At 46.8% G+C, this 22891-nt stretch carries 24 protein-coding genes and 2 pseudogenes; 25 read left to right on the top strand and 1 reads right to left on the bottom strand.

Translation table 11 applies throughout. The features are described from left to right. The 16 genes and pseudogenes from AC1DVJ_RS25445 to AC1DVJ_RS25370 form a co-directional block, all read left to right on the top strand. A pseudogene (locus tag AC1DVJ_RS25445) lies at nt 1-211 on the top strand (cyclase family protein); the annotation flags it as partial. A gap of 26 nt (nt 212-237) precedes the next feature. Beyond that, nucleotides 238-552 (top strand): L-rhamnose mutarotase, encoded by a 315-nt coding sequence (locus AC1DVJ_RS25440; RefSeq protein ID WP_477594642.1) that lies wholly within the window; start codon nt 238-240, stop codon nt 550-552. Nucleotides 553-597: 45 nt separating this feature from the next. Beyond that, entirely contained in the window at nt 598-1623 is a 1026-nt protein-coding gene (locus AC1DVJ_RS25435) for a zinc-dependent alcohol dehydrogenase (protein WP_477594640.1), read from the top strand. Nucleotides 1624-1696: 73 nt separating this feature from the next. Next, nucleotides 1697-2491 (top strand): MBL fold metallo-hydrolase, encoded by a 795-nt coding sequence (locus AC1DVJ_RS25430; RefSeq protein ID WP_477594637.1) that lies wholly within the window; start codon nt 1697-1699, stop codon nt 2489-2491. Nucleotides 2492-2538: 47 nt separating this feature from the next. Then, on the top strand, nt 2539-3291 hold the full coding sequence (locus tag AC1DVJ_RS25425; protein WP_477594635.1) for an SDR family NAD(P)-dependent oxidoreductase: 753 nt from the start codon (nt 2539-2541) through the stop codon (nt 3289-3291). A 6-nt stretch (nt 3292-3297) separates the two neighbouring features. Then, nucleotides 3298-4482, top strand: a complete 1185-nt coding sequence (locus AC1DVJ_RS25420; protein WP_477594632.1) for an enolase C-terminal domain-like protein — start codon at nt 3298-3300, stop codon at nt 4480-4482. Beyond that, nucleotides 4479-5390, top strand: a complete 912-nt coding sequence (locus AC1DVJ_RS25415; RefSeq protein ID WP_477594630.1) for a dihydrodipicolinate synthase family protein — start codon at nt 4479-4481, stop codon at nt 5388-5390. Before AC1DVJ_RS25420 ends, AC1DVJ_RS25415 begins: the two co-directional genes overlap by 4 nt. 173 nt (nt 5391-5563) lie before the next feature. Further along, complete coding sequence (locus AC1DVJ_RS25410; protein WP_477594628.1) at nt 5564-6631, top strand: amidohydrolase family protein; 1068 nt, start codon at nt 5564-5566, stop codon at nt 6629-6631. Nucleotides 6632-6929: 298 nt separating this feature from the next. Beyond that, complete coding sequence (locus AC1DVJ_RS25405; RefSeq protein WP_477594626.1) at nt 6930-8072, top strand: hypothetical protein; 1143 nt, start codon at nt 6930-6932, stop codon at nt 8070-8072. A 27-nt stretch (nt 8073-8099) separates the two neighbouring features. Beyond that, a complete protein-coding gene (locus AC1DVJ_RS25400; RefSeq protein ID WP_477594624.1) occupies nt 8100-8915 on the top strand; it encodes an HpcH/HpaI aldolase family protein in 816 nt (271 codons plus the stop codon). Between the two features lie 119 nt (nt 8916-9034). Next, nucleotides 9035-10417, top strand: coding sequence for a family 4 glycosyl hydrolase (locus tag AC1DVJ_RS25395; RefSeq protein WP_477594622.1), 1383 nt, complete (start codon nt 9035-9037; stop codon nt 10415-10417). 25 nt (nt 10418-10442) lie between these two features. Beyond that, the gene (locus AC1DVJ_RS25390) at nt 10443-10655 is read left to right on the top strand and encodes a hypothetical protein (protein WP_477594620.1); all 213 of its coding nucleotides are present in this window, start codon (nt 10443-10445) and stop codon (nt 10653-10655) included. A gap of 169 nt (nt 10656-10824) precedes the next feature. Beyond that, entirely contained in the window at nt 10825-11835 is a 1011-nt protein-coding gene (locus AC1DVJ_RS25385; RefSeq protein ID WP_477594618.1) for a D-2-hydroxyacid dehydrogenase, read from the top strand. Between the two features lie 61 nt (nt 11836-11896). Further along, nucleotides 11897-12127, top strand: coding sequence for a hypothetical protein (locus AC1DVJ_RS25380; RefSeq protein ID WP_477594616.1), 231 nt, complete (start codon nt 11897-11899; stop codon nt 12125-12127). 72 nt (nt 12128-12199) lie between these two features. Continuing rightward, a pseudogene (locus tag AC1DVJ_RS25375) lies at nt 12200-12958 on the top strand (phytanoyl-CoA dioxygenase family protein). Nucleotides 12959-13095: 137 nt separating this feature from the next. Further along, nucleotides 13096-14025, top strand: coding sequence for a carbohydrate kinase family protein (locus AC1DVJ_RS25370; RefSeq protein ID WP_477594614.1), 930 nt, complete (start codon nt 13096-13098; stop codon nt 14023-14025). A gap of 78 nt (nt 14026-14103) precedes the next feature. Here AC1DVJ_RS25370 and AC1DVJ_RS25365 read toward each other — a convergent pair whose 3' ends face one another. Next, nucleotides 14104-15147, bottom strand: coding sequence for an SIS domain-containing protein (locus AC1DVJ_RS25365; protein ID WP_477594612.1), 1044 nt, complete (start codon nt 15145-15147; stop codon nt 14104-14106). Between the two features lie 273 nt (nt 15148-15420). Between AC1DVJ_RS25365 and fba the strand changes: the two genes are divergently transcribed. From fba to AC1DVJ_RS25320, 9 genes are all read left to right on the top strand, one after another. After that, nucleotides 15421-16287, top strand: coding sequence for a class II fructose-1,6-bisphosphate aldolase (gene fba, locus AC1DVJ_RS25360; RefSeq protein WP_477594610.1), 867 nt, complete (start codon nt 15421-15423; stop codon nt 16285-16287). Beyond that, complete coding sequence (gene pfkB, locus AC1DVJ_RS25355) at nt 16257-17213, top strand: 1-phosphofructokinase (RefSeq protein WP_477594608.1); 957 nt, start codon at nt 16257-16259, stop codon at nt 17211-17213. The genes fba and pfkB overlap by 31 nt, the downstream gene beginning before the upstream one ends. A gap of 126 nt (nt 17214-17339) precedes the next feature. Continuing rightward, nucleotides 17340-18134: a DeoR/GlpR family DNA-binding transcription regulator gene (locus AC1DVJ_RS25350; RefSeq protein WP_477594606.1), complete on the top strand. Its 795-nt coding sequence runs from the start codon at nt 17340-17342 to the stop codon at nt 18132-18134. A 199-nt stretch (nt 18135-18333) separates the two neighbouring features. After that, on the top strand, nt 18334-18756 hold the full coding sequence (locus tag AC1DVJ_RS25345; RefSeq protein WP_477594604.1) for a MarR family winged helix-turn-helix transcriptional regulator: 423 nt from the start codon (nt 18334-18336) through the stop codon (nt 18754-18756). Nucleotides 18757-18808: 52 nt separating this feature from the next. Next, nucleotides 18809-19414: a pentapeptide repeat-containing protein gene (locus AC1DVJ_RS25340; RefSeq protein WP_477594602.1), complete on the top strand. Its 606-nt coding sequence runs from the start codon at nt 18809-18811 to the stop codon at nt 19412-19414. Nucleotides 19415-19530: 116 nt separating this feature from the next. Then, nucleotides 19531-19845: a ribosomal maturation YjgA family protein gene (locus tag AC1DVJ_RS25335; protein WP_477594644.1), complete on the top strand. Its 315-nt coding sequence runs from the start codon at nt 19531-19533 to the stop codon at nt 19843-19845. Nucleotides 19846-20171: 326 nt separating this feature from the next. Beyond that, a complete protein-coding gene (locus AC1DVJ_RS25330) occupies nt 20172-21227 on the top strand; it encodes a Gfo/Idh/MocA family protein (RefSeq protein ID WP_477594600.1) in 1056 nt (351 codons plus the stop codon). Between the two features lie 18 nt (nt 21228-21245). Beyond that, nucleotides 21246-22046, top strand: coding sequence for a sugar phosphate isomerase/epimerase family protein (locus AC1DVJ_RS25325; protein WP_477594598.1), 801 nt, complete (start codon nt 21246-21248; stop codon nt 22044-22046). A gap of 410 nt (nt 22047-22456) precedes the next feature. Continuing rightward, nucleotides 22457-22885, top strand: coding sequence for a hypothetical protein (locus tag AC1DVJ_RS25320; protein ID WP_477594596.1), 429 nt, complete (start codon nt 22457-22459; stop codon nt 22883-22885). Nucleotides 22886-22891 lie beyond the last annotated feature (6 nt).

Raw genomic sequence — 22891 nt, 5'->3', positions numbered from 1 at the left:
GATAAAGGCAGTAGGCTGCGATACACTGGCCATCGACAGTTCTTACAGTGCCAATTGTCCGGCCCATTATGAGCTGCTGGGAAACGATATTGTGATTTTTGAGAATTTAACCAACTTACAACAAATTGTAGGAGAGTCTTATACGTTTGCTTTTCCATTAAAAATTGCAGAAGGCTCGGCATCCCCTGTTCGGGCGATTGCAATCATTTGAAAATAAAAAACAGGGAGGAATCGATCATGGCTAGATATCTGTTTATGATGCAGTGCAAGCCAGGTTGCGAACAAGAGTATGTGGTACGGCATAAAGCGGTATTCCCTGAGTTGCTTGAGACTTTAACAAGGCTCGGCATCCGCAATTACAGCATTTTTATGAGAGGGACACAATTATACGCCTATTTGGAGGTTGATGATTTTGATTCAGCGATGAACGAGCTTGCACTTGAGCCGTCCAACCGTCGATGGCAGGAATATATGTCGGACATTTTGGTAACCGAGAACGGAAACCMCGCGATCGACCGTATTGACAATGAAGTGTTTTACTTTGACTATTAGCGTCTGAGCAGATATCGAAAAATTTGTTAAAGGAGGCTGAGGAGTGTGAGAACGTTAGTTTGGACGGCACCGGAAAAGATGGAGATTCAAGAGACAAAGGTCCCAGAACTATTGCCGCATGAAGTGTTGATTCGAGTTGAAGCCGTGGGCATCTGCGGCTCTGAAATTGAAGGCTACCTTGGTCATAACAGCTTGAGAATTCCTCCCCTGGTGATGGGACACGAATTTTGCGGCCGAATTACGGAAATGGGCAATGAGGTTACAGGCTTAAAGAGCGGCGCGAAGGTCGTAGTCAATCCTCTCATCAGCTGCGGAAGATGCATTCGGTGTATCAGAGGGTTCGAAAACCTGTGCGACCGCCGGAAAATCATCGGCATCCATTGCCCGGGCGCATTTGCCGAATATGTGTCTGTTCCTGCTTCCGCAGTAGTCGCAGTTCCGGAAGAACTGAGCGGCTACCTCGCTTCATTGGCGGAACCACTGGCATGCTCATTGCGAGCTGTACGGCGGGCGATAGTGGATCATCCTTTCTCGAATGTCGTAGTGTTTGGAGCAGGGACCATCGGATTGCTGAGCGCAGCGGTTGCCAAACGTCTTGGTGCGCATAAAGCGATTGTGCTCGATACGAATGTCGCCCGACTGCAAACGGCAATAAAAGCAGGTGCGGATGCGGCTTTTGACCCAACAGACGGCAGCTTGGAAGCGAACATGAGAGATCATGTGCTTGCTAAAGGCATCGATGTCGTAATCGATGCGGCAGGTTTCCAGCAAACTCGCGAGAAAGCGATAGCTATGCTCAATCCCGGCGGTACATTAATGAATATCGGGCTAGGCGTTGATCAAACCCGGCTTCCGATTAATACGTCAATCCGCAACGAGATATCTGTGCTCAGTTCGTTTTGCTATACCCGGCAAGATTTCGCCAGCTCTGTTCAGCTGCTTGCCTCAGGCTTCATTAAGGAAACAGAATGGTCAGAGATACGACCGCTGAGCGAAGGGCAAAGCGCATTCGCCGATCTGACGGCTGGAAAGGTTGGGAACAGCAAAATTTTTCTTAATCCGACTGCTTGAACAGACTGAAGCTCGGCTAAATCGTGCATAGGACAGGATTCTAAAAAAAGACAATTAGAAGGAGATGGCCTGTATGTCGGTATCTTATGAAGTGCAGGTTTGTCAGGTCGGTTCTTTCGGTTTGGTCCCAGGTGCGGAAATTTTCTGGATGAGCCGTTTTGATGATTGGATGCCGCTAGTAGCGCTGATGGGCATCATTCGCGGAGGAGGCAAAACGATCGTCGTCAACACGGGTCCAGCCCTTGATTTTCTCCCTTATATGAACAAGATTTGGCGAGAAGAGTTTGACGAGAGAGTGCAATTTACGGTTACCGAAGAGCAGAAGACGGCCAACGCGCTAGCGTCGATAGGAGTAAAGCCGGAGGAAGTCGATTATGTGATTGTAACGCCTCTCCAGGCATATGCAATCGGCAACGTGGATCTGTTCCCTAACGCGAAAATTTGTTTGAGTAAAACGGGCTGGATTGATTTCCATGCTCCCAAGCACTTCGATCCGCGGCGCAGAATGGCGATACCCGACCGGCTCTTGACCTACCTCCAACTCGATGCATGGAATGATGGGCGCGTCCGCTTGCTGGAGAATGAAGACACGCTGCTACCCGGCCTGCATACTTGGTTTGCGGGTACGCATCATCGGTCATCAATGGGAATCAACGTTACGACAGATCAAGGCACGGTTGTCCTCACAGACACGGCGTTCTATTACGGGAATATCGAGAACGATCATCCGATCGGCATTATGGAAAGCTTGGAGGAATGCAAGGATTCTTATGCCCGGATTCGCAAGGAATCCGATATTGTTGTGCCGCTCTATGATCCTGCCGTTCTTCAAGTCCACCCGGACGGTTATATCACCAAAAGTAAATGAAGTCGAGGCTGACCATTTCGAAATTGGGAGCGGTTATTATGCGATGCATGAATAAAGCGACATTGGTAACAGGCGGATCACGCGGAATCGGCAAAGGAATCTGTCTTCAGATGGCTGCAGAAGGCGCGAAAGTGGCTGTTAATTACTTGGATAATCCGGAGCAGGCAGATGAAGTCGTCCGTCTTATTCAAAAAATGGGCGGTGAGGCATTTGCTGTCCAAGCGGACGTTTCCAGGAAAGAAGAAGTCGATAGGATGATCGAGCAGGTCGTTAAGCGGTTTGGTCAGATCGATGTGCTTGTCAATAACGCCGGCATTTGCCCTTTCGCCGAGGTGCTTGAAATTACGGAAGAGCTTTGGGATGTTACGAACGCGATCAATCTGAAGGGAACATTCCTCTGCTCGCAAGGCGCTGCGAAAAAGATGGTTGAAAACAAAAATAGAGGGTCGATCATCTCGATTAGCTCTATCAATCATTATGTCGGCGGCAAATTGCAAGCGCATTACGGCGTTACGAAATCCGGTCAAGTCAACCTGATGAAGTCGTTCGCACTAGGACTCGCTCCGTACGGCATTCGCTGCAATTCCGTATTGCCGGGCACGATCGAAACCGATATCAATAAAGATTTTCTAGCGAGCAAAGAAAACTACGACTATTTGGTCGGGCGCAATCCAGTCGGATTTCTTGGGGCGCCGTCGGACATCGCTCATGCAGTCGTCTATCTGGCATCGGATGAGGCTCGGTATGTGAATGGCACGGAGCTGTTGGTCGACGGTGGTGCGCTGATTAATTACTTATAAGGGGATGTGATAACTGTGAAAATTACCGGTATACGGACTAGGGCAATCGGGTTTTCCAGATCGCCCGCAACGCTAAGAAGCAACCTTGTATCACCCACCTCTATTTTTGACGATCATTATGAAAAATCGTGGTTCGGGCCATGTAGTATTGTACTGGTAGAGGTCATGACCGACGAAGGACTAGTTGGAGTGGGAACGGCAGGAGGGTTCACTTCGGCTCCCAAGGAAATTATCGACCGTCATTTCACTCCGCTGTTAATCGGTGAAGATCCGCTCAACACGGAATTGATATGGGAGAAGATGTACCGCTCTTCGGTGCGCATTGGCAGAAAAGGGGCTGTTAGCTGCGCCATMAGCGGAGTCGATATTGCGTTATGGGACATCAAGGGGAAATTTTTCAATACTCCTGTCTATAATCTTCTAGGCGGTTTGACGAAAAAGAAGATACCGCTCTATGCAAGCCGCTTGTACGCGCTCGATGATTTAGAACAGCTCCGGGAAGAGGCGGCAGGCTATAAGCAACAAGGGTTCACAATGATGAAGCAGAGATTCGGATTCGGTCCGAAGGATGGTAAAGAAGGCATGAAGCGTAACGAAGCACTGATTCGAACGGTCCGAGAAGCGGTCGGCGAAGATGTGGTATTGGCAGCGGACGCGTATATGGGCTGGGATGTGCCGTATACACTGGAAATGATCAAGCGCCTCGAGCCGTATCAGCTGAGTTGGATTGAAGAACCGCTAATGCCGCACGATATTGACGGTTATGCGTACTTAACTTCTCAATCGGCGACGCCTATTTCCTGCGGCGAACATGAATACACGCGTTGGGGATTCCGAGAACTAATTGAGAAGAAGGCGGCACGTCTGCTTCAGCCCGATACGAACCGTGCAGGCGGCATTACCGAATTGTTGAAAATTTGCGCGCTTGCGTCTGCCCACGATCTGCAGGTGGTGCCTCATTCGAATGAAGCGCATAATTATCATATCATCGCGTCGCAATCCGTTTGCCCTTTCATGGAATATTTTCCGAATGTAGATCCGGACACGGGGAACGAGATTTTCTGGCGCCTATTTACGGGCACCCCTTCAGCCGAGAATGGCGTCATTATTCCGCATAACAGGCCTGGACTCGGCATCGAAATCAATGAAGAGGCAGTTTCCGAACTGCTGATGGAAAGCGGGAATGCATGAGCGACAGGTGGAGCGGGATATTTCCGGTTTTGACGATTCCTTTTTTGGACAACGGAGAGCTGGACGAAGCAAGCTTGCGCAGAGAGATTGATTTTGAATTAGAACTGGGCATCGACGGCCTCGTAATTTTCGGACTTGCCAGCGAAGTATACAAATTGACGGAGTCAGAACGGCAACGGATCATTGCAATCACTGTCGATCAAGTTCGCGGTAATGTTCCGATCATCGCAGGTACGGAGCATACCGGTTCCGAGGCGGCAGCGGAACGCAGCTACCAAGCGCAGGAGTTGGGTGTTTCAGGCGTGATGGCTTATCCGCCGACTTTCATTAAACCGGATCCTGCAGGTGTCCAACAATATTACGGACTGATCGCCGAGAAAATAAATATTCCGGTTATGATTCAGGACGCCCAGTCGTGGACCCAAGTGCCGTTGCCTGTCGATATTCTGGCCGAATTGAATAGCAAGCATCCGAATATTCAGTATGTGAAAATTGAATCAATGCCTAGCGGACCGAAAATAACAAGACTGCTGGAAAAACCGGGCTGCAAGCTAGCTGTTTTTGGAGGTTACGGCGGACTCTATTATCCGGATGAAATGCAGAGAGGTGCTGCCGGCACTTTAATTCCACCGGCCATTGCGGATGTTTTCGTCAAGATACATCGCCTTTTTCATAACGGTAAGCACGAAGAGGCGGAATCACTGCATTCTGAGCTATTGCCGCTTCTGCTACTCGGTATGGCTTCATTGGATACTTTGATTGAGGTTCAAAAACTGATGTTTGTGAAAGCGGGCATCTTCACCAGCAGTCGGATGAGACAGCCACATGTTGCGATGGACGCTCTGCAGCAACAAAATTTGGAGGCTTTAACGCGGAAAATTAATCTAAGGCTGTTTAGAAAAAAGTGATGTCATTAGATATATGGAAATACCGGAATGAGCTTACTTCAAGTAAAGAAATAACCAGAAAGTAAAAATGTTATGCGTTTTCAAACCAATTTCTATCCTTGATAATTAGACTCATAGGGTCCCTTCGGCGCAAGAATTCGAACGGATACTAATAAAATGGAGGTTTGAAAAAAATGATCATTGACAGTCATGGACACATTTACCCGAATCCGGATGCGTATGACGTTGACTGGGATTTCGCATCCGAGGAGGAAGCTTTCCGCTACGCGCAGAGGATCTGTCACCATTTCAGCTTTCCCGCCGTCAGAAGCGACACGAATACCGTTGATAAAGAAGCCTTCAAAGTGTTGTGGGATCAGAATCGCACTTCGGATTGGGCCGGCAGAAAAGATGATGTTAGGTTCCGGATAGAGGGTTCCAGCTACATCTGGGAAAAGGATGGAGTCACCTACACAGCGGCTGCCCGGACGGGCCATGACCCCTCATCGTTTATCGAGCTGATGGACGCATGCGGGGTGGATGCTGCTGTGCTTCAGACTGGAATGCATTTTAATAAATTCGCTGTTAGAATGGCAAAGTTGTACCCGGGGCGTTTTCTGCCTCTGGCCTTGCTCGATGAGGATGATTACGCTACGCCGAAGGGGATCGAGAAACTGCATCAGGCAGTGGAACTCGGAGCGAAGGGATTATATCATAACCCCTATCCTACCTGGGACTGTTTCGATAACTTCGAAAGCAAGAAATATAAGCCCTTCTGGGATGAGGTAGCCAAACTCGGCCTTCCTGTATGGAGTCTGGGCTCCGCGTTGAAGCAGCACTATCCGGATATTCTGCCAAAGCTTCTAAATTGGATGAACGACACTCCGGAAATTAATCGAGTTTTGGTTCATGGTTTCCCTCCTCAACTCTTTCTGCAAGACGGTATAGATGGTCCGTTAAAGATCCCCCCGATCGTGAAAGAAATATTCGCGAATGAATGCTTCTACTCGGAGATTCTCCCGGACGCGATGGAATATTACAAGCATCCAAGAACGGACGATATGGTGAAAGCTTTGTACAACGAATTCGGGGGGACCAAGTTTACTTGGGGTTCCGAGTTCATCAAAGCAGCCTCCCCCCACACGAAAGAACATTATTCTGAGATGATCGGATATTTTGAGAGGGTTTGCACGTATATGTCCAAGAGCGATAGAGATCTGATTCTTGGAGATAATCTGCGCCGTGTCTTTCGGCTTCCATAACTAATAATAAGGAGTGAATCTCATGACAACGACAACGACTACATTGCTGTTTTTTGATGATTGGTGCCTGGAAACACATCAGAACATAGAGCGCAAGATGGGCAAGCCGAAGTGGGTCGAGGAGGCCGATTTCATTACTCCTGAGGTCGACTATCAGGATAATGACCGCTCCTGCTATTATCCGAATGTGTTCTGGGACGATAAGATGGGCCTCTGGCGCGCCTTTTACCTGAACTGGTCCTGGAAGAAGCTTGGTCCGGGCGTCGCCTCTCTTGTAACGGCCGAGAGTAAAGATGGGTTGCACTGGACGGTACCCGACTTCAGCGAGAAATTCCAGCATAAGGACCGTCTCTGGAAGAATGAAGTGTTCATAGATGGAAGAGGCACGGAGCCGGGTACTGTCTTCATAGATCAGAACGAGACTGATCCTGCGCGGCGCTACAAGCTCATGACTCTCCCGGGATCTTATACCGAATACGTCGCAGGGCGAGGAGTACACCGGCTCGCTGTCTCCGCTGATGGCTACGAGTGGAAATATGTAGAAGGTGTAGAGTGGGGCGACTGGCTCACGGACACTGCCAATTTCACTTATTACAATCAGCACCGCGGCAGCTATGTCACCGTAGTCAGACCCACATGGGGAGACAGGCGCGTTGCTCTGATGGAGACCCGCGATTGGAAGCACTGGTCGAGCCCAGAGGTCGTTGTCGGTCCCGATCCATTGGATCCGCCCGGACTCCAATATTATAGTATGCCAGTAGTCCCCTATGAGGGAATGTACATTGGCCTCCTTTGGGCGTATCACTGCAATCTGCAGGAAATCCGCGGAGACAAACGCCAAGGCCCCATTGACGGCCACTTGACGTACAGCTATGACGGCTGGCACTTCAACAAAACGTTCCGGGAGGCTTTCGTACCGCTCAATGAGCCCGGTCTAACAGGCTGCGGAAGCGTTTACCCCAGCACTGTCTGTGTGGACCAAGACAACGTGATCCGCATTTATTCGAATGAGTGGAAGACCGAGCACCACTTACATAGAGACGATAGGAATTTAGTATCAGGAATGATGCTTCACACCCTCCGGTTGGACGGTTTTATGTATCTGGAGTCGACAATGAGCATAGGAAGCGTCATGACCCGCTTGATGGTGTTCAGTGAGCCCGAGTTGAAAATAAACATCCAGTGTCCGTCAGGCGACGCGCGCGTGCAAATTTCCGACGATTCCGGCAAACCGCTCGAAGGGTTCTCTTTCGATGATTGCGTTCCTTTCACGGGCGACGATCTGTTCTGGGAACCGCAATGGACGAGCGGAAAATCGCTTAGTGATGTACTCCGCCAGCCTGTCCGGATAGAAGTTCAAATGTACCGCGGGAGACTTTTCGCTATTCGCGGCGGCTTCTATAAACCAACCTTGATGCAACGTATGAGGAAAGAGTTTTAACTGGAGTTAGGAAGGAGAAGGATGCCAATGAATGGTAAAGAGCTTAGGGAAGCATTAAAGAGCGGCACAAGAGTGTACGGGACGAACATCCTGTCTCCCATGGCAATTTGGCCGCAGAAGCTCGAGGGACTCGGGATGGATTTTGTATTTATCGACACCGAGCATGTGGGGATTGACCGCCATCAGCTTTCCTGGATGTGCAGGACATACCGGGCGATGAATATCGCTCCGATCGTACGAATTCCCGCACCGGATCCCTACCAAGCTACTATGGCGTTGGACGGTGGAGCTTGCGGTATTATCGCTCCCTATGTAGAGACGGTGGAACAGGTACAGGCGCTCCGCGGCGCCATAAAGCTTCGTCCGCTTAAGGGGAAGACTCTGCAAAATATATTGGACGGAAACGATGAACGAAATGATGAGCTGAAGTCTTATATGGAGGAAAAACAGAATTCGCAGCTGCTTATCATCAACATTGAGAGCGTGCCGGCGATAGAAGCGCTCGACGACATTCTGAAAGTACCCGATCTCGACGCGGTGCTGATCGGCCCCCATGACTTGTCCTGCAGTCTCGGTGTACCCGAAGATTATCGGCATCCGAAGTTTGATCAGGCTGTCCGGGAAATTCTACAGAAGGCACGGGCGGCTGGAATAGGGGCAGGACTGCATTACTGGGCCGGCATGGATCAGCAGATTGCCTGGGCGAAGGAAGCGGGTCTTAATTTCATCATTCATAAATCCGATCTTATCTTTGTTGTCGATGGTTTACGACAGGAATTAGGAGCTTTAAAGCGGGAGCTCGGCGATTTCAAAGAGTCGAAGGCGGAAAGCGTCAATATATAAATCAGAGAGATTACTAATAAAAAGGTGGATGAATATCAATCAATCTGCCTTTTTTTTATTCAGATAAGATGACGAATACGTTATCTCGAAGCTATTAATTTTGAAGGGATGTTTGGAGAATGGGCAAAAAGCTGGTTTTAATTGGTGCGGGAAGCGCTATGTTCACTCAAGGTCTGGTGTTGGATCTAATCAAAACCCACGGAAAAGAGCATTGGAAGATTGCTTTGGTGGATACCAATCTGAAGACTTTGAAGTCCATTTATATCATTTGTCAAAAAATGATTGCTGAAAAAGGTGGAAACATTGAGCTTACTGCTGCGGTCGATCGCTGCGATGTTCTGCCGGGAGCTGACTATGTAGTGACCACCGTTGGTGTAGGAGGAAGGCGTGCCTGGGAAAAGGATGTGATCATCCCTAGAAAATACGGCGTCTTTCAGCCAGTAGGTGATTCCGTCATGCCTGGAGGAATTTCGCGGGCTATGAGAATGATCCCGGCGATGATTGAGATTACCCAGGACGTCATGAGACTGTGCCCGAATGCTTACTTCTTTAATTATGCCAATCCGATGACTATGATCTGTAGAGCCGTGCAAAAAGCAACAGGGTTTCCAATGGTCGGCTTGTGCCATGGCGTATTTCAAAGCGAATACTCGCTTGCCGATTTCGCAGGATTGGAGCGGGAAAAGTTCACATCTTATGCGATTGGAGTCAATCATTTGACTTTTATGTACGATTTTCGTTATGACGGTCAAGATGCCATTCCACTTCTTTTGCAAAAGTACAAAGAGCTGTATCAGCAAGAGGGGGGCGATTTAACTGAAGTTGGCGCCTCTTTTCTGGAGATGGGTGAGAAAGCGCCGAAAGCGTCGAAAGCGTCTAAGATCAAGGACCCGTTTGCCTGGTCCTTGTTCGAACAGCTGCGTGCTTACCCGGCACCGGGAGACAGGCACATTACCGAATATTTCGCGGAGAGGTTCCCAAATGGCAACTATTATGGGAGGACGCTGGGGATCGATGCGTACTCATTCGAGAATACCATATTGTTTGGAGATAAAATTTATAACCGTATGGATGAGATGGCCCGTACAGAAGGGCCGCTGCCTGCCGATTTCTATGACAATGTTGTCGGCGAGCATGAACAGCTCACGAGAATGATTGAATCGATCGAACATGACAAACGCACCGTCTTCTCGGTCAATATGACGAATAATGGAGCGGTTCCCAATCTACCAAAAGATGCGCTGTTAGAATTGCCTGCGGCTGCTACAGCTAGGGGATTTTGTCCGCTGCAAATGAATGATTTCCCCGATACTTTAGCCCAACTGCTCGCAAAACCGATTGCCATTGCCGAATTGACGGTGGATGCTGCGCTGAAGGGAGATCGCAATCTATATGTTGAAGCGATTTTACTAGGCGGCTACCTCAACGACCGGGATGCAGTTAGGAATATGGTAAATGAACTGATAGAGGCACATATGGAATATTTGCCGCAATTTCGATGAACGAAGCGAAAGGAGTCGGTGAAATATGATGATCGATCCAGCCAACAAAGCGGCATCCCAACGATTTCGCGACTCCGTCCCCCTGCTCGAACGGCCGGAGGAGCTGCGTGAAAGAGCGGAACAAGAAGGATACTTATTTTTTCGCAACGTACTGGATCATGAAACGCGACATTTCATGCAGGCTGGACGCTGCATTGCGCTCCTGCTAATCCAACTCCAAATATGCGTGAAGTCATGACAATAATTTATGTAGATGATATCAAGAAAGATTGAAGACGTATACGATGTTGCCATTCAGATAAAAAATTTAAGCGCCACCTACAATTAGCGCCTATCCGTTCGTACCCGGCAGCGGTGAGTTCAATGGCGTACCGGCAAACCATTCACAGATTAGGAGAACGGCGTCCATGATACAAGTGCTAGTGCATAATCAGGTAGAACCTGTTCAACTGGAACAACTGAAAGCGATTCCGGGAGTTGAAGTGGAAGTCGTTCCTTACACGGAAGGTGAATTTACGCTCCCGGAGGAGCTGCTGCAGAACAAGACGATCCTGTTCAGCAGCCATCTTCCGAGCAATCATCAGGCTATGCAGTCATTGGAATGGGTTCAGATCAGCTCAGTCGGTTACAACCAGCTGCTCGATCAAGGACTGAATGAACGAGGCATTCGAGCGACCAACGCCCAAGGCATATTCGATGTGCCGATTGCGGAGTGGAATGTAACGATGATGATCCAGCTCGCCCGCGATATGCGCGGCATGTTCCGCAATCAGGAGCAGGGCGTCTGGGACCGATCGGCTCGGTTCCAGACTGAGATTCGCGGCACTCGCGTCGGAATCTGGGGCTATGGCGGAATCGGACGCGAAACCGCGCGCTTACTGAAGACGATGGGCATCCATGTCAGCGTACTTGTGCGGGACGGCATCAAGGAGCGCAAGGAAGTGTACCGAGTGGAGGGAACGGGCGATCCGCAAGGGCTGCTGCCTGACCAAGTGTTCACATATGGCCAGGAGGAAGCGTTCTTGAACGGCCTCGACTTCCTGATTATCGCAGTGCCTCTGACTAAGCATACGAAGGGTCTGATCGGTGAGAAGCAGCTACGATCGCTGCCTAACCATGCGTACTTGCTGAATCCAGCCCGCGGCCCGATCGTGCAGGAACAGGCGCTGCTGAAGGCGCTCGAAGTGGGATGGATCGCGGGTGCGGCGCTCGACACGCATTATTATTATCCGATGCCGGTCGACCATCCGTTATGGAAGTTCCCGAACGTGATCATGACACCGCATATTTCAGGCTCGTCGCAGAGCACGCACTTTTTGCAGCGGGTATGGGGCATTTTTGCGGAAAATGATCGCCGATATGCAGCAGGTCAACCCCTGCTGAACGAGCTTACTAAGAGCCAGCTGGAAGGCAACTAAGAGTGAAAGTAGAATCCTACAATAGAGGGGACTAATCCGATGATTATCGATAACATCCCCAATGCGTCTCAATACACGGAGCACATCCGCGCCTCGCTACAGGGCTTCGCTACGGCATCCGAAGTTTGATCAGGCTGTTCGGGAAATTCTTCTGAAGGCGCGGGCGGCCGGTGTAGGGGCAGGATTGCCTTACTGGTCCGGCATGGATCAGCAGATTGCTTGGGCAAAGGAAGCGGGTCTCAATTTTATCATTCATCATTTCAAACTAAAATCGACAATAAAAGGAGCATGACAAATGGCAAATGAATTCTCACCTGAGGAAATTTCCCGAAGGTAGTACCGATACGACCACATCGCAGAGAAATTGCACGGACTGGAAGCTGTCGATGAAGAGCAGATAAAAAAATACCGGAATCAAGGATATTTAGCGGTAGAAGATGTGCTTACCGCAGAAGAAGTAAAAAAGTCTATTGACGCATTGTCTGAACTAATCAACATCAAATCTAAAGGAGCGACAATTCAGTTAATCAAGAAATCGTGGGACGAACCGAAAACGGATGAAGAACGCGAGTTTGATGTTATGAAAGTCAGCAATTTCGTAGAAAACGATGAACAGCTGAAAGCGATTGCCTATCATCCAGGGATTTTGGCCAAAGTTGAACAAATATTAGGGGAAAAACCAAATCTCGCTCAGGCCATAGCGTTGTTGAAACCACCCGGGGATGGAGAATTTCCGTGGCACCAGGATATGTCTAATGGAGGGTTGGCGTTTGACAAAACCGTTATTGGCGTTTGGATCGCTCTGGATCAGGCGGAATTGGAAAATGGATGCATGCACGTAATTCCCGGGTCCCATGCTGAAGGAGCAATACCTCATTACGTACTGAGGTCTTGGTAGCTTTGCGACAGGGATATTCCGCTCGAGGAGGATGTTGCCATACCTTTGAAACCGGGTGGGCTAATGTTTTTTCACGGACTAATCAAACACGGTACGCCCTGTAACCTCTCGACAAAAAGCCGCCGCGCCTTGCAGTTCCATTATGTGGGGGTAACTGCGAGAAAGTTGAATCCGGACGAATATAGACGAATGTTCACGAATGAAATGACCGGTGCGGAATGTTAGCAAGTTCTCGATAGCGGTTTACACCATACCCAACAAAGATGCAAAGAATAACTCTCCACAAGGCTTGTCGCCCTGGATAAAGCTTTAATTTTAATTCCGATGCTGATATCAGGAGCTCTGAAAGGGGACGATATGGAATGGAAAAAATCTTTGATGTACTTACGTTTGGCGATCTTTGCGTAGATCTGATTGTAGATGGCAGAAATACGGTTCCCGAACTAGGTCAGAAGGAGAAGCTGGTGGACAACTACTCGTTGGAGATGGGGGGGTCTTGCAGCATATTCGCATGTCAGTGCGGAAAACTGGGACTTCATACAGTACTGGTGGGGAAAGTGGGAATGGATCAATTCGGGAAGGTGATCGAAAAAACGTTGGTTGAATCAGGAGTAAACAATCGTTTTATTACAATGGACCCTGCCCTCAAAACCGGCATGACCATTGTATTCAATCAGGGAGATGACAGGGGGATGCTGACCTACAGTGGAACCATTGATTCTGTGGGGATCGAGGACGCTCCGGAGGAATTGTTGCTCGCAACTAGACATCTGCATATAGGAAGTTATTTCCTGATGACAAAGATGCAGCCCAGGTATAAAGAAATTATTGAAATAATGAAAAAGAATGGGGCGACAGTGAGTTTGGATACGAACTGGGACCCCGAAGAGAACTGGGATAACGGTCTGTGGGAGCTATTGCCCCTTATCGATGTATTCTTTCCAAATGAAAACGAGGCCAAGGCTATCACTAGGGAAACAAGTATGGAAAAAGCCGTTGAGAAGCTAACGGATATTGTGCCTATCGTTGTCGTCAAACAAGGTGCAGATGGAGCAACGGCTTATTTCGAGGGGAGGACAATCCAAGCCCCGTCAATTGCTGTTGAAATGATGGACGCCATAGGCGCAGGCGATTCTTTTGACGCAGGATTCCTGTATGGCTATCTTAACGGAAAAGATGTGGAAGAGTGCATGAGAATCGGCTGTATATGCGGCAGTCTCAACACTCGAAAAACAGGTGGAACAAAAGGCCAGCCGTCGCTGGAAGAAGTGTATCGTTACCTGTCTGCATGATAATATAGATGTCCAAATGAAAAGGAACTTGTCAAAGGGAAGATCCCTTGACAAGTTCCTTTCAATTCTAAATGGGAGCTACAATTTCACCCAGGCGACTAAACCATCAGGTTGGTCCGGGTTGATACCTTGACGTTCGGCGCTGGTCAAAGCAACGATTTGGGGAATAAAAATAAATGGAATGCCTTGTACAGCAATATCTAAGTGGTTATCTGAGATCACAGCAAGATCGACATGCTCTGTGGAAATGGCGTCGACTCGATCCGTGAATGCAATAATCGTCGCGCCTCTTCCTTTTATATCGCGCATTAAACTGTTCTGATGCCTGTTGCCATTACCAGATATCGCTGCGATGACAAGAGTATCCGGTCCAACAGTGATCATCGGGCCATGGCGAACATCTAACAAATGATGCGAATTCGCTTGTACGTTGGCAATCTCGGTTAATGCCATAGCACCTTCGGAAGCTAGAGCATATAGCTCGCCGTCCGCAAGTACGACGGCATTCGTCCATGGGAAATCGGCTGTTTTGCGAATATTGCTTTCTACACGCGTCATGAATGCTTCGCCTTGGTGAATTGCAGTCTGAATGTCCGCAATGATAGTTTCATTATTTCCAAGAAAGGCAGCCATCATCAGATTAGCCGTATATAGATTCGTAACGGTCCGAGTCTGACATACACTGTGATCGAAAGCCCAAGGTAACTCTAGCGATAAATCGGCTTGTTGCGAAAGCGGAGAATCCGTTACACAGGAAAGGGTAATTACCGGAACATGTGTTTGATTTTGAACTAGGCGGATGGCTTCGACAATTTCACTCGTGCTGCCGGACCGTGAAGGCGCGATCAATAAGGTATTCGCTAACAAGGAGCGATAACGCTCAGGATTGAGCATGAGATCGCCTCCAGCTAAGGCGTTGGAAGTAAGGTTAGTGTGCAGGCGAAAGGAAAATGCAGCCGATTCACTTAAACAATAGCTAGATCCACAGCCAATAAATGTGACTGAGGTGATGGATTGCGTTTTTGCAAAAGCAACAATCTCTTCTCTTTTAGCTAACATGTAATTGTAAGTTTGTTGTAAAGCCGTATACTGCTGTTTAATTTCACTGTAAGTTATGCTCAAGGCATAAACCTCCTTATGTGTGAGACTATAATGTTATTTTATATCAAGGGTGTTACTTTTTCAATCAATAAAAATGATTTTTTCAATCAATTTTAAAATAAACCGTACTTATTTCTAATGAGTCTTGCTTAACACCATTAAATATTCATTTTTAAATCACAAAAAGATTGAAAAAATCATATATTAAGATTATAATAATCAATATTACATGAACTGAATCAAATGTTCAGGTTGCTGGTTATCTGCCAAAAAATGATATAGGGAGGACTTATGATGCCACTTATTTCATCTACTCACATGCTTCGAATTGCAAGAGAAAATAAATATGCCATTGGTGCTTTCAATGTACACACACTAGAAATGCTTCAAGCCGTTATTGAAGCTGCGGTGGAGACGCAATCACCAGTTATTATTCAATCAACGGTAGGTACGGTAAAACATTTAGGTCCCGATTATATCGCAGCTGCTGCTACGGTTGCCGCGAATCGCACAGGATTGCCGATAGCACTTCATTTAGATCATTGCACAGATTTCCAAATGATCGTTCAATGTATTCGGTCAGGTTATACGTCGGTTATGATCGATGCTTCGATGTACCCATTTGAAGAGAACGTGGAACGTACACGTAAAGTCATGGAAGTTGCTGTTGCTGCGGGTGTAAATGTGGAGGCTGAGCTGGGCAAGGTAGGTGGCGTTGAGGATGATATTGTTGTTCACGAACGTGATGCATTGCTCGCCGATCCGCAGGAATGCTCTCAATTTATTACACGTACAGGCGTGATGACGCTAGCGCCAGCGATAGGTACGGCGCATGGTATCTACAAAGGAGATCCGAATATTGATTTTGCTCGAATTGCGCAAATTGCCAATACCGTGGAGGCTCCGTTGGTTCTACATGGCGGATCGGGTATTCCAGCGGAACAGGTGAAAAGAGCTGTATCGCTTGGAATGGCTAAAGTGAATATCGCAACAGAATTGCGTATTGCCTTCTCCGATGCGATAAAGCAAGTTTTCGCTGCGAATCCCGAGGAGAATGACCCGCGCAAATATATGGTTCCTGCTAAAGAAGCTGCAAAACTTCTGGCGATTGAGAAAATGAGGCTTTGTGGATGTATTGGCAAAGCTGGAGAGGTTCGATGATTACGACGGTTACTCTGAATGCGGCCATCGACAAAACCTATTATGCTCATTCATTCAGACTAGGTGAAGTGCAACGTGTAGTTCGGCAGATCGCTGAGCCAGGTGGTAAAGGCAATAATGTAGCCAAGGTCATTCGATTGCTTGGCGGTAATGCAACATCAACAGGTTTTATAGCTGGCAGCAGCGGCTCTTTTATAGATGATAGCTTGAAGCAACGAGGGATTGAGACCTCATTTGTTCGTGTACCAGGGGAATCGCGTGTTTGCCTGAATATCGTAGATACGTCTAATGGCATATCGACAGAGCTTCTTGAAGCAGGCCCTACCATCGACGGCAAGCATGTCAAGGAGATCAAAAAGACCTTGCAGCGACTGGCGATGGAATCGAGCATTATTGTGCTTTCGGGGAGTCTGCCTCCAGGTGCTCCTGCGGATTTGTACTCCGAGCTAATAAGCATGATTCATACCTCGAAAGCGCGCGCGTATCTGGATACGAGCGGATCTGCGTTACGCAGCGGATTGCTGGCGCGACCGTATCTGGTGAAGCCAAACAAGCAAGAGCTCACCGCGTTGATGGGACGGGAACTTCTTCATGACGCGGATCTGATAGAAGCAGCGGAGAAGGTGGCTTCTGTCGGGATTCAACAAGTGTGTGTCACATTAGGTAATCGAGGGGCTATTGCCTTCATAGATGGCGAGGGGTATTGGGTTACTCCGCCTCTAATTAAGCCGGTCAATACGGTTGGCTGCGGTGATTCATTCGTTGCGGGCATGGCGTTTGCAGACGATCGTGGAGACTCTCCCAAGGAGATGCTGCGCATTGCTTGCGCTGCATCTGCGGCGAATGCGATGTCTGATAAAGCCGGTCATATTGACTACACACTTTTTCAGGAGTACCTTAAGCAAGTGAAGGTTGTTTCCTTATAAGGACGACTACTTCATTCTTTCCTATGAAAAGATGGCAGAATATCATGTGCTTGCAATCTGGCTCTTTGTACTCCAAAATTAGGAATAACATGGATCATGATGCATAAAGCGTCAAAGGAGAGAGTTATGGAATATTCAAAGAGCGAGCTGCGCAGGTCTAGGGTACTAGAACAAATTAAAATGCATGGTAAAATATCGATTCAGGAAATTATCGAAGAGACCGGTTGCTCGGAAGCTACCGCTAGACGAGATCTGGATATGTTGGAGAAATCAGGTCAGATTATTCGCACTATCGGAGGAGCCGTCTATGAAGGGACACTAACGCAGTCGGCGGTAGAACTGCCCTTTGCGGATAAACGATTTTTTCAACGGCAAGAGAAAGAGCGAATAGCTGAAGAAGCTGCGAAATTGGTGGAAGAAGGGGATATCGTCTGCTTGACGGGGGGGACGACAACATTTTTCATCGCTAGGGCTTTGAAGCGGTTTCGCAATATCACGATTGTGACGAATGCAGTGAACATAGCTGCTGACTTGGCGGATTCAGACGGTATTCAGGTTGTTGTCATCGGCGGTATAATGCGGGCTAAAAGTTACGAGTTAAGCGGACCTCTCGCTGAAAGTGTGATTAATAAAATTAACATTACGAAAATGTTTCTTGGGGTAGACGGTGTGTCTTTGGAACACGGCTTTACAACGCATTCTGAGCTTGAAGCACGCATTGCCCAATTGTTGATCGGACGTTCAAGACATGTCTATGCGGTATTCGATCAAAGCAAGTTGGAAAAGAGCGCTTTATTCACGATAATTCCTCTTTCCCTAGCAAGAGGGGTTATTATGAACGAACAACCTAAGAGTTGGTTCCAGCAAGCATGCCAGGAAAACCATGTTGCTTTACATGTAGCAGCAGACAATCATGGCTAAGCTAACCTCGTGTCGTGAACCAAATCGCCGAGCTCAATATTTGTGACAAGAACATTGTCCGATTGCCGACAAGATTAAAAGAGCGCGCTCAGCTAACGGGCAGATATGCTCAATAATTCACACTACATATAGGAAAATGCCCAAATGGTTGACTTATCAACTATTTTTGGTATATTCTTTTATGGGATGTGATTACAAAATGGATTTACTCGATAATATTGCTGTTTTAATTCATGATGTCAAATTAGATGTAAGTATGTGCATGACTAAAAGTTTAGCTCCGTTTGATATTACGCCTGAACAAGCTTTTATAATTGTTTTGCTCAATGAGCGGGATGGGCTGTCTCAGGGTGAAATTGCTTTCGCTTTAAGAAAAGATAAATCAAGCATCACTCGGATGATAATGAGCCTTGAAAATAAAGGTGTAATGCACAGAATTACTAGTAGTTATGACCGTCGTTACTTTAATGTATCATTAACAGATAAAGGTAAGATCTTAGCTACAAATGTAAAACCTTATATTTCAGGAACTATAGATGTACTTGAAACAGGTTTTTCACTTGAAGAAATGAATGAATTACGCAGGCTTCTAATTAAGATGCGCGGTAATATTAAAAAATGATTTACTTTCACCCAATAGTTGATATATCAACTATTTTGTAAGGAGGAGTATCATGTTTGAGCATATCAATCAAAATTATGAAGGAGTAGATTTTTGTAATCAAGATTTAAGGTATGGCGAGCTAATAAGTTGTACTTTTCATCGTTGCACATTTGCTAACGGATCGTTAGAGGAGATTACAACGAGGAACTGCCGTTTCGTTGAATGTAATTTTCGGGGCGCCTCGTTAAATAGTTCCGTTCATAAGGAATCCGCGTTTGAGAATTGTAACTTTACCGAAGCCAATCTATTTGTCTCGAAGTTTGAAAAATGCAAAATGACGGGATCAGATTTTTCCAGTGCTAAAATTGATGGAATCACCATATTCCAAGGGGATTGGTCTTATACGAATTTGAGAAGTGCCAAATTGGTTAAGCAAGATTTACGTGGAATTAAATTTTTTGAATCAGATTTAACCGAAGCCAATTTAGAAAGAGCTGACTTAAGAAATTGTGATCTTACGAGAACAATGTTAGCTAAAGCGAAATTACAGGGAGCTGATGTACGGGGAGCTAAAATGGATGGTGTGGATTTCAAAAACATCACGCTCAAAGGGTTACGAATGGATACAGAGCAAGCAGTGTTATTTTCACTCTCGCATGGAGCCAAAATGAATTGATAAATTTACCAGTGACGATAGCTAAATGAACGATAGAAAGAGGCTGCCGGTGTATCGGTGGCCTTTTCTAACCTAATTGGCAGTATTATGGAGTGATACAAAGAGTAAATTGATTGGTGTACGCGCTGCCCGATTTTGTGGTGAAACATTTCGGTGATGCTCTCTGGGCGGCTATGATTTATTTCGGCGTTCGTGCATTATTCATCCGAATGTTAACTATGAAAGCCGTGGCGCTTAGTCTTGGGTTCTGCTTTGTAATTGAATGCAGCCAATTGTACCAAGCAGAATGGATAATCAACTTACGAAACACTCTATTTGGCGGGCTAATACTCGGAAAAGGATTCCTTTATGCAGATTTGGTCCGATATATTGTAGGCGCTATAGCGGCTTATGCATTGGACCGTCTGCTAAAAGAGACAGAACAGCCTTAAGGGCACGGTGAGTAAACTCTAATGCTTGAAGTAGAATTTACCTTGTTTGACTAGTGGAAACGATAGTTCCATGACGTTTTCCTGTTTAACCAAACATTGAAAAAAAATTCGAGGAGAACACTGCGTTTCGGCGGTGCAGTCTCGTAACAGTTTATTTAACACAGAGAGGGGAAGCATTGAAGGCTTCTCCTCTTTTTATCGTGCGGGTTCGATATTTAAGATTAAATCACAATTAACCATATTTTTATTTGTTTAAGACATATACCATCCCATAATGATTCGTAATAATAAAGTAAGCCATTCTTTTGCGATATGAGGAGGAGCCAATGAGTAGAAAAGTTAGGCTGGGCATTGTAGGATGCGGGATGATCGCCCAGCATCATATCAAGCATGCGGTGGAGTCAGATCACATTCAAGTATGTGCGGTTGCTGACATCAATGAGATGGCAGCATATTCTACCGCAGAAAAATTCGGAGTTAAAAAAGTATACATCGATCCGAATGATCTTCTAGCAGACACAGAAATCGAAGGGGTCGTGCTTGCCTTACAAACTAAATACAGGTTAGAGCTAGCATTGAGAGCATTTTCGAATGGGAAACACGTTTTATTGGAAAAGCCTGCAGGCATGGATGCGGATGAGGTTCTCCGGATGATAGCAGCCAGAGGAGATTTAATTGCCGGATGCTGCTCTTCCCGTTTCACGTTTTTCGAATCGGCTCAAGCTGCTGCTAAATTTGTAAGCACAGGCGCACTTGGGGAACTACGGGTGATTCGCTGCCGTAATATAGCTCCGGCAACTCCGACGAAATCCCCTCCACTTGCTTGGCAGTACAGCAAATCAGTGAACGGAGGCGGAGTCCTGGCCGATTGGGGTGTGTATGATTTGGATTATATTCTTGGCATCACGGGATGGTCGCTCAAACCGGAAACGGTATTCGGCCGTACATGGAACATCTCTCCTCAGTATGAATCTTACATAGCGCAAGAATCGGATGCCGAAACACACGCGATTGCTATTATCGGATGTAAGGGAGGTACGGTCATCAACTTTGAACGCGGGGCCATCATTCCGGGGAACCGAGAACATGCATGGCAAATTGTTGGTACGAAAGGAACCCTTGATTTGCACTTGCTTCCATCGGATCAGAAAGAAATAATATTCCACGAGGCTTCCTCTGAGGAAGGGGTTATCCGGCATACAATTTGGAAGGGCGCCGATACTTGGTCTGCCGTTCATGCTGGCCCTATTACGGATTTCGCTGCTTCGATTCGGGATCACCGGCAGCCCGGCACGAATTTGGAAAATTCCTTGACCATCCAGGAGATTATCGACTCGATTTACAAGTCGTCTGAGATGGGTACGATGTCCATTATTTATTGAGAAACGGAGGCAGGAACGATGAACATTATCGGGTACAGCTCGAATCTGTATGTCTGGCAGGAACGCTATAAAACCGACGGACACGATACTTCCCTTGAAACAATTATTCGTGATTGTGCAGAGGCCGGACTTGATGCTGTTGAAGTTGCACCGAAACAGGAAACTGTAAACATAGTCCAGTCAAACGGTTTAAAAATTTCAGGCACATATTTAGGGCTTTCCCTACATGAACCGTACGATGCTCTTCAGATCGAGAAAACTGTCTTATCCGTCGCAAATGGGTTAGTTGTAGCCGGTGGGACCGACTTGATCCTGAACGCGAACCCTAAGGGAGAGTGGACTAACCCTCAGAAGAAGACAGAAGAGGAGCTCAAACGACAGGGTGACAATTTGTCAAGGATTGCACGTTTGGTACAGCCTCTCGGTTTAAAAGTCTCCTTGCATAACCATGCAGCTGCTTACTTGTTGGCTGATGGAGACTTGCGCTCCGTCGTCGACTTTGCCGATCCGCTAGTAGGGCTATGTGTAGATACGGGTTGGGCGCACACGGCCGGACATGACCCGATTCAATGGGTTCTTAAATACCCGGAACGCATAACCGCATTTCATCTAAGAAATCAGATTGGCACTACACCGACTGAGGATTTGCTTGATGGAGAGATTAACATCCCCTTGCTCTTCGGCATTTTGCGTGATATCAGATACACAGGTTGGATGGGCTTGGAATTATGGCTTACTCAAAAGACGAACCCACAGCGATCGATGATCGAGAACGTGAACCGATCGATTCAGTATTTGAAAAGCCTTGTTCAACAATGAGATAAAGTTCTTGTCATTTATGACATCAAGTTCGACATCAAGTTCTGTCATCCGACAGGTGTCCAATGACACACATGTGCCTTCATAATTATTAATGCAAACGCCTGAGGAATCAGGCTATTTATTTTTATGTTGGAAGATTTGCGTCAACAATCATGCATTCTAGTCTCGAAGTAGCCTTTCAAAAATTTGAACATTAAGAATACAAAATCTTGAATTGTAAGAAGTGGGATTGATGATACAATGTGGTATAAACGATCCTATTTTAAAATATAAGAATTTTATGTTTCACATAATAATTTGGCTATATTTCTCCATAAACACTGTGATACGTCCTTAGAGGACGGCGTAGCCGTTTATTTTGAATGGACTAAAGGGGAAGTTGGGATGGCATGATCAGGTGGCTATTGATGAATAGGAGCATTCGTACAAAGATTGTCTGGAGCAGTGTCCTGATCTCCTTGATCCCGATGCTGGTACTTTCGATGATCTTTTACCAGTCGAGCGCCCGTTCCTTGGAAAACTCGATGTTCCGAAGTTCGGACCAGAATGCGGAATATTTATCAGGATATCTGGATCAATATTTTAGCAACATTTCGTCGTCCGCCCTACAAATATACGGTTTTGAACGCATCCTCAATCTGATGGAGCATGGGGCGAATTATAATGATGCTGACATTATTTTACTCAGAGAATCAATAAAAAATTATGATTTGCTGATTCAAAATAAAAACAAAGACATTATTAAGATTATGATCTTCGGCAAAGACAATAAGCTGGAAGATTCGTGGTCCAGAGCTGCTAGCTATGAGTCGGTCAAAGTGGATCGTCGGTCATAGTGGATC

This window comes from Paenibacillus sp. P4_A9, from assembly GCF_056402415.1.
Note: the sequence above shows the minus strand (reverse complement) of the source record. Positions and strands in the feature narration are given on the sequence as shown.